Below are 6,957 nucleotides of genomic sequence, written 5' to 3'. Positions count from 1 at the left end.
CCGCGGCGCCGTACCCGCCGGCCCAACTCCCGCGCTCCCCCAAATCACTCGCATCCGCAGTTCTCCCGCGCCCGCAGCCTCCCGGCTTGCGCCGGGCCGCTTGGCGGCCTTGGGCCCGGACCGGCGGGAGCACAACCCCCTGTCAGGAACTTTAACTGCTACAGCAGCAGGCCCGGGTCTGCGCCCATGTCCAGACCGGGGAAAACATTGGCCTGCAAACCGCTCCTGCCAGCACCTGTCAGCCCGTGCAGCAGCCAGGCCAGCTGGCCGCGCACATCCGCGGTCGGCATCAGGTCGCGGCGGTCATAGAGATCCGTCTCCGCCAATCCCGGCCAGCGCCCCAGCACCCGGCCGCCGCGGATGGCACCGCCAGCCAGCAGCATCGCGCCGCCGGTGCCATGGTCGGTGCCGCCGGTGCCGTTTTCCCGCACGGTGCGTCCGAACTCGCTGACAGCCACAACCGCCGTCTTCCCCCAGGCTTGCGGCCCCAAGCCGCTTTGCAGGGTCAGAATGGCCTCAGACAGCCGCCCTAGCGCATTTTTCAAGCCATTGGCCTGCCGCTGATGGGTATCCCAGCCGTTGATCGAGAACGCCGCAATCCGGGTCTCGCCGCGCAGCTGCTGCGCTGCATAGGCGGCAACTTCCTGATGCGCCTTGCCCTTCGGCGCGGTCATCATGGACATCATCATATCCTCGCCCTCATCGCTGCTGCCATCCTCCTGACCCAAGTCCAGTGAAAGATCCTGACGGGTCAGCTCCAGCGCCTCGTTCAAGGCCGCATGGAACAGCGGGTCCTCCTCCATCAAGAGGCCGGCCAGCCGCTCCGCCTGCGGGCTCATCGCCAATCCGGCCCCCGGCGCCCATTGCGAGACCGGCGCGCCGCCCTGCAGCAGCAGCATCCGCTCCTGGCCGATGGCAAAGGCGGTGCGCGCCTCCACCCCCGGCAACTGCTGCAACAGCCGGTTCAGCCAGCCGCCCTCCGCTTCGCCCGGCCCGGCGGTGCCGGCCTCCAGCAGGTCCTGGCCGTCAAAATGGCTGCGCCGGTCGCGGTAGGGGGTTGAGACCGCCTGCACAAAGCCCAGCTGGCCAGCACGCCACAGCGGCAGCAGCGGTGCCAGCGCCGGGTGCAAGGCGTAGAACCCGTCCAGGTCCGCAGCCCCCGCCGCCGGGCCGCCCGCCAGGCTCTGCCGCAGCCCGGCATAGTCCGGGTCGCCATAGGGCTGCATCACATCCAACGCATCCATGCCGCCGCGCAGGATGACCACCACCAGCCGTGTGTCCCAGGGCGCAGCGGCAAAGGTGACCGGGGTCAGCAGCGGGCTGGCCGCCAGCGAGCAGCCCAGGGCGGCGGAACGGGCCAGAAGCGAACGTCGGGTCATCTGCATCTGGAAATCCTCCTGTCAGCGGCGCTGGAATGCGGGAGAAGAGAGGATCAGGCCGATCCCCTCGGCTTGGGTTTCCGCCGCACGGGCAGCAAAGCGGACTCTCTCATTGGCGTATCCGCCCAAGGCGTTCTGCGCAAAGTCCCGCGGATCCGGCAGCTCTTGCAGCAGCCGCCGCGGCGCTGCCATCGTCCAGCGCAGCCGGGCGGCCAGCGCCTGCGGGGTGATCCAGGCGGCGTCTGCTTCCGGCCAGCCGTCCGGGCCGCCGGAAAACTCCCATCGCTGCCCCATCGGCGTCAGCGGCGCGAGCAGCAGGCGGTTCTTCTGCCCGGGCTTGAATGTCTCAATTCGGGCTGCAGGCACGGCCAGTGCCCGGCAGGCAGAGGCAACAAAGTCAAACGGCGGTTTCACGTTTTTCAGTTCAGGCGCCCAGGCCTGCGGATGCTCCAGCAGCGCCTCGTAAACCGCCAGCAGGGCCCCATCCGATTCCAGGTAGCGGGCAGCCATATGATCAACCAGCGCCGTCTCCGGCGTGTCAGACACAAAATGCACCGCCAGTTTCCGCGCGAGATGGCGCGCGGTGGCGGGATGGCGCGCTAGGTCGCGCAAGACCTCCAGCACCTGTTCCAGCTTTGGTTTGCCGCCGCCATAGGTTTCCCCCAGAACGGCTTCGGACCCCGGCTCGGTCATTCCCGGCCGGAACACGAACCTTGCCTCCTTCGAGATGCTCAGCCCCGTGAACAGTTCCGCCAGCTGCCGCACATCTGCCTGGCTGTAAGGCCCGTCCACCCCCAGTGTGTGCAGTTCCAGCACCTCGCGGGCCAGGTTTTCGTTCAGCCCGTTCAGCCGCTTGCGCCGCGCTGCTGCGCGGCTGCCGGGGCCGGAGGAGCGGCTCTGATCCAAGTATTGCAGCATCAGCGGGCTGGTTGCCGCGGCAATCAGCATGTCCTCGAACCGGCCCACCACATGAGGACGGATCACGCTTTCAGCATAGGGCGCGGCCAGATGCCGCCAGGCGCCGGTCTTGCCCTGCGCGGTGAAATGGTCGGCCCAGAACAGGGCCAGTCTCTCCCGAAATCCATCCCTGGAATGGACCATGCGCAGCAGCCGCTGGCCATGCCATTCGAAGCGCAGGCGGTTCTGGGCCCGGCGGTAGCTTTTGAACGCTTGCTGAGCCGCCTCGGCCCCGGCTGCATCCTGCTGCTCTTTGCGCGCACGCCGCAGCTGGCGGTATTCCTGAACACCGGCAGCGACGTCTTCAAATCTGCTGACCGGAAACCGCTGTGCAATGACATCTGTTTCCTGCAGCCGCTCCAGCATGTCTGCGGCCGACGCCGGCGGCGGCAGCAGCGGCGACAGCCCTGCACCAAAACGGATTTCAGCCAAATCGCCGTCGAATTGCATGGCCCTGCTTGCCCCCGGACTGTCAGTACACCTGCAGGTTAGAGCATCACCGTCCCCGCCCACAGGTGAATTTCAAGTGATACGCAAGTTTCCGCGGTTTGCCATACAACTTATCGGAAAACCGTTTTCTGGCGCGGAAAACGGCCAGGAAAACACCTGTATTGCTGGCCGGAATTTTCGCAGAATTCCGGCTGCGCCCCGGCGGCAAAGGAAAAGGCCCGGGCAAATACCCGGGCCTCAACAAAATCCTCGCGGCAGTTACTGATCCTGCGGGATCACCCGCAGCCCCAGCTCCATCAGTTGCTCGCTCAGCGGCTCCGACGGTGCCGACATCATCAGGTCCTCGGCGCGCTGGTTCATCGGGAACATGATGACCTCGCGGATGTTGGCCTCATCGGCCAGCAGCATCACCATGCGGTCGATGCCGGCCGCGCAGCCGCCGTGCGGCGGGGCGCCGTACTGGAAGGCGTTGACCATGCCGCCAAAGCGCTTCTTCACTTCGTCCTCGCCGTAACCGGCGATCTCGAAGGCCTTGAACATGATTTCCGGCTTGTGGTTCCGGATCGCGCCGGACACCAGCTCATAACCGTTGCAGGCGAGATCGTACTGGTAACCCTTCACGGCCAGCGGATCGCTCAGCAGCGCGTCCATGCCGCCCTGCGGCATCGAGAACGGGTTGTGCTCGAAATCGATCTTGCCGGTTTCCTCGTCCTTCTCGTAGATCGGGAAGTCGACGATCCAGGCAAAGGCAAAGCGGTCCTTGTCAATCAGGCCCAGTTCCTCGCCGATCACGGTGCGGGCCTTGCCTGCGACGCCTTCAAACGCTTTCGGCTTGCCGCCCAGGAAGAAGGCCGCGTCGCCGACACCCAGACCCAGCTGCTGGCGGATCGCCTCGGTGCGCTCAGGCCCGATGTTCTTGGCCAGCGGGCCTGCGGCCTCGATGCCCTCGCCTTGGTCGCGCCAGAAGATATAGCCCATGCCCGGCAGGCCTTCGCCCTGGGCGAACTTATTCATCCGGTCGCAGAACTTGCGGGAGCCGCCGGTCGGCGCCGGGATAGCGCGGATTTCGGTGCCTTCGTTTTCCAAGAGGTTTGCAAAGATCGCGAACCCGGACCCGCGGAAATGCTCGGAGCAGTCCTGCATCTTGATCGGGTTCCGCAGGTCCGGCTTGTCGGTGCCGTACCATTTGGCAGCATCCTTGTAGGAGATCTGCGGCCAGTCGGCGGCGGCGTCCACCTTGCGGCCCTGCCCGAATTCCTCGAACACGCCCGCCATCACCGGCGCGATGGTGTCAAAGACGTCCTGCTGGGTCACAAACGACATTTCCATGTCCAGCTGGTAGAAGTCCGCGGGTGACCGGTCAGCGCGCGGGTCCTCGTCACGGAAGCAGGGCGCGATCTGGAAATACTTGTCAAAGCCCGAGACCATCATCAGCTGCTTGAACTGCTGCGGCGCCTGCGGCAGCGCGTAGAATTTGCCCGGATGCAGGCGCGACGGCACCAGGAAATCGCGCGCGCCCTCGGGGCTGGACGCGGTGATGATCGGGGTCTGGTATTCGTTGAAGCCGATGTCCCACATGCGCTTGCGGATCGACTGGATCATATTGGCGCGCAGCACCATGTTCTTCTGCATCTTCTCGCGGCGCAGATCCAGGTAGCGGTAGCGCAGGCGGGTTTCCTCCGGGTATTCCTGCTCGCCGAACACCATCAGCGGCAGTTCCTCGGATTTGCCCAGGATTTCGATGTCGCGGATGAAGACTTCGATCTCACCGGTGGAGATTTTCGGGTTCACCAGGCTCTCGTCGCGGGCCATGACATTGCCGTCGATCCGGATGCACCATTCGCTGCGCACCTTCTCGATCTCGGCAAACACCGGGCTGTCCGGGTCGGCCATCACCTGGGTCACGCCGTAGTGGTCGCGCAGGTCGATGAACAGCAACCCGCCGTGGTCGCGGACGCGGTGAACCCAGCCGGACAGGCGGACGGTTTCACCGACGTTGGATTTGTTCAGTTCGGCGCAGGTGTGGCTGCGGTAGGCGTGCATGGCTCGGCCTTTCGTTATGCGGGTCGCGGGTCCTTGGGGACCGTCATTCGGGAAATGCGCATTCGGGCGCTTAAATTCGTCCGGGGTGGTACACAAGGTTGCAGCGCGCTTGTCAAGCAAACAGGGGCATTTCGGCGCGGACGAACACCTGAAATCGGCGGTTCCGGACGCTATCGGGGATCTCCCGCCCCCCCCAGCCCCGCCGCTGCCGCGACGGGACCTTCAGCGTTGGGCCAGGCGCCGCGCCTGCGGCGCGGCGTGCAGCGCACCGTCAGGTGCGCTGCCGGGCCCAAGGTCAACGGCCCGCTGGCGCCAGCCAGGGGGCCGGTTGTGCGCGGGAGCACTGCCTGTCAGACCAGCCGCACCGGGATCAGCCCGCGCAGCGAGTTGCCCATGTGGATGGCTTGCGCACGCTTCAAGTCCTGCAGACCCAGAACCGCCTCCTGGCACTTTTCACGCTCCAGAAGCACTTGCCGCAGGATGCCCGGCAGCAGGCCGCAGGAAAGCCGTGGCGTCACCATCCAGCCATCGGCACAGGTCACAAAGACATTAGTGATGGTCCCCTCGCAAACCTCGCCGCGCTGATTGAGGAACAGCAGCTCATCTACGCCATCCGGCAGCGCGGCCCGCGCAGTGTCATAAAGCGTGCGGCGGGTGGTCTTGTGTTGCAGCCAGAAGTCACCGGCCTCCAGCCGGGTCTCTGCAATGCCGAGCCGCCATTCAGACGGGGTGTTTCCCAAAGGAGCCGTGGTCAGCGCCAATCGCCCCTCCGCATCCAGCGTCAGGCGGCAGCGCAGCGGCGCATCGCCGGCAGCCTCTGTCAGAACCGCTTGAGCCTCATCAGGATCAAAGGGAATGCCAAAGGCCGCCGCGCTGCGCTCCATCCGGGTCAGATGCGGCTGCAAATACCGGAACCCCTGCCCCGGATGCCAGCCCAGCGTCTCGATCAGGCGGAAAGCGGGATCGTTCTGGACGGCGTCACGCGGGCGAACCGGGCTTTCCATAGCGCTTCCTCATATTCCGAATCCGCAGTGCTGTCCCAGACCACGCCGCCACCCACATTGAGCGTCGCGCGGCCGTCCTCCAGCATCAGGGTGCGGATCGCCACGTTGAACTCGGACGACCCGTCTGGCGCTGCCCAGCCAATGGTGCCGCAATAGATGTCGCGCGCCCAGGGCTCCAGCTCCGCCAGGATCTCCATCGACCGGATCTTGGGCGCGCCGGTGATGGACCCGCAGGGGAACAGAGCGGCAAAGATCTCTGCCAGCCCGGCATCACGCCGCAATTTTGCCCGCACCAGCGACACCATCTGATGCACGGTGGCGTAGCTTTCCACCGCAAACAGCTCCGGCACATGCACGGACCCGGTCTGCGCCACGCGGCTGATGTCATTGCGCAAGAGGTCGACAATCATCAGGTTCTCGGCGCGGTTCTTCTCGTCCTGGCGCAGGAAGTCGCGGCGGCGGGCGTCCTCGACGGGATCGTCGCTACGCGGCTGAGTGCCTTTCATCGGGCGGGTCTCAATCACGCCCTCCGCATCGGTGCGGAAGAACAGCTCCGGCGAGCGCGACAACAGGTCCGGCAGCCCGTCCTGTTCGACTAGAACGCCGTGGCCAACTGCCTGTTTCGCCTGCAAGGCCGCATAGAGCTCCTCGGAAGAGCCATAGGCCTCTGCATCAATCGGGAAGGTCAGGTTGGCCTGGTAGATGTCACCCTTGCCGATATTGCGCTTCACTTCGGCGAAGGCCTCGGTGTAACGCTCCTGGCCCCAACGAGGGGTAATACCCTCGAGACCCGCATCGCTCCCCCGCGGCCGGGCGTTGCTCTCGGTGTTTTGCGGCAGCGGCTCATTATAAACCCCAAAGCAGATCAGCGGCAGCCGCCGCTCCTTTGGCATCCGCACAGCCAGTTTCGGCTCCAGCGCATAACCCAGCTCATAGGACGCATAGCCCGCCAGCCAGAGCCCGGCGTCCCGCGCCGCATCCAGCGCAGCCAGTGCGGCAGGCACCTCTTCCGGCCCGTCCGCGCGGATCATGCGCAGCGGCTGGTCAAAGCATGTGCCAGCCCCCTTGGGGCCCCGGTCAAAGCGAATCCGCACTGAAAAAATCTCCGCGAGTTTCTTGCCCCC

General features: G+C 65.6%; 5 protein-coding genes. All 5 read right to left on the bottom strand.

All coding sequences use genetic code 11. The annotated features are described in order from the left end of the window. Window positions 1-158: 158 nt before the first annotated feature. On the bottom strand, window positions 159-1,385 hold the full coding sequence (locus tag RA21_RS21060) for a DUF1501 domain-containing protein (protein ID WP_039152441.1): 1,227 nt from the start codon (window positions 1,383-1,385) through the stop codon (window positions 159-161). A 15-nt stretch (window positions 1,386-1,400) separates the two neighbouring features. Beyond that, entirely contained in the window at window positions 1,401-2,786 is a 1,386-nt protein-coding gene (locus tag RA21_RS21055) for a DUF1800 domain-containing protein (protein ID WP_039152438.1), read from the bottom strand. Between the two features lie 258 nt (window positions 2,787-3,044). Continuing rightward, window positions 3,045-4,829, bottom strand: coding sequence for an aspartate--tRNA ligase (aspS, locus tag RA21_RS21050; protein WP_019296053.1), 1,785 nt, complete (start codon window positions 4,827-4,829; stop codon window positions 3,045-3,047). Between the two features lie 350 nt (window positions 4,830-5,179). Continuing rightward, entirely contained in the window at window positions 5,180-5,833 is a 654-nt protein-coding gene (locus RA21_RS21045) for an aminotransferase class IV family protein (RefSeq protein ID WP_039152444.1), read from the bottom strand. Then, window positions 5,776-6,927, bottom strand: coding sequence for an aminodeoxychorismate synthase component I (locus RA21_RS21040; RefSeq protein WP_039152435.1), 1,152 nt, complete (start codon window positions 6,925-6,927; stop codon window positions 5,776-5,778). The genes RA21_RS21045 and RA21_RS21040 overlap by 58 nt, the downstream gene beginning before the upstream one ends. Window positions 6,928-6,957: the final 30 nt, after the last annotated feature.

Source organism: Leisingera sp. ANG-DT, assembly GCF_000813785.1.
Classification (GTDB): domain Bacteria; phylum Pseudomonadota; class Alphaproteobacteria; order Rhodobacterales; family Rhodobacteraceae; genus Leisingera.
Note: the sequence above shows the minus strand (reverse complement) of the source record. Positions and strands in the feature narration are given on the sequence as shown.